This window comes from Candidatus Obscuribacterales bacterium (assembly GCA_036703605.1).
Taxonomy (GTDB): domain Bacteria; phylum Cyanobacteriota; class Cyanobacteriia; order RECH01; family RECH01; genus RECH01.
Genome location: DATNRH010001223.1, coordinates 1 through 1,083, shown reverse-complemented (window position 1 = coordinate 1,083; position 1,083 = coordinate 1). Strand labels below are relative to the sequence as shown.

The following is a 1,083-nucleotide window of genomic DNA, read 5'->3' as shown; positions in this document are numbered from 1 at the left end:
AGGGGCGCGTGTCAGGCAAGTAAACATGTTGAACTTCCACTGTCACCCCCACTTGTTCGTCTCCCCAGTCAGAGACCTGTGTGTTGCTGATAAACGCATCCAGGTGTTTCCCAACAGGGTCATAGATACAGCAACACGCGTCCTCGGTTGTGATCCTTGACAAGGTAGTGGGGTGTACACTAAACACGCGCTTGTGCTGAGGAGTGCCTATGTAGAGTATGGTGCTCATGGTTAGTCAACAATTCTAAATGATTTAGCAAGGCACCACCACGTATAACCCCACACACAGAAACAATGCCAGACAAAGGAGGTATCCACCCCCCTAAGGGGTCAGAGCAGCAGGCAAAGGCTGCGAAGATCACAGGGGAGATTAACTCCATGCAGACCCAGCCTCCTGTCCAATTGCCAACCGAAAATGACCCCAACTACACCAACCAATTCCCCGCCAATTTGATCCCCAAAGACCCCTATGATGACACCTACGCCATGAAGCAGCGCAATGCTGCTGCTGATCCATACACTGGCCGTCCCGTGCAGTTCCAACAGGAGATCACCAAGGAAGACTTGGACTACCAGAAGCGCAAACAGGAGGTGGTCAACAACCTCAGGTACAAGACCTGGCTCACTAATGCCATTGACATGAGTGACCCCGCCCAAGTGGCTCTGGCGCGCGAAAAGGGTGTGTTGGGTGACTACTATGATGAGCGAGAGAAGCTAATTGATTATTGGCATGACGTAAGTGCTCGCATTGCCAAGATGAGACTGTTAGGACGCTCCGCGTGGGGACCAGAGGACTACAAGCTGGCATACGCCATTAAGACTGGTGTGCTTAGGTTGCCCACAGGATCTCTTATGCAACCCGATTCGTACAGACTTGGTGGAACCAGTGATCAAAACAAGGCAAGGGGATTTTTCAATCCACACAGAATGTTCAGGGGATGGAGTAGCAGGTTCTTGCGTAGAAGAGAAGACCCATTTCCTGAACTTTCTGCTGGTGTGGGTCAACAAGCCTCTGGTACATTTCCTGCAGGTGCTCGTGTTGCTGGTGATACACCTTGGCTTGAAGCTGCTGACCAAGGTGGG

General features: G+C 51.6%; 1 protein-coding gene. It reads left to right on the top strand.

Annotated features, from left to right (window positions below; genetic code table 11):
• Positions 1 to 378: 378 nt before the first annotated feature.
• Positions 379 to 1,083 (top strand): hypothetical protein (locus V6D20_25265; GenBank protein ID HEY9819092.1); only part of this gene is annotated, 705 nt, incomplete at its 3' end.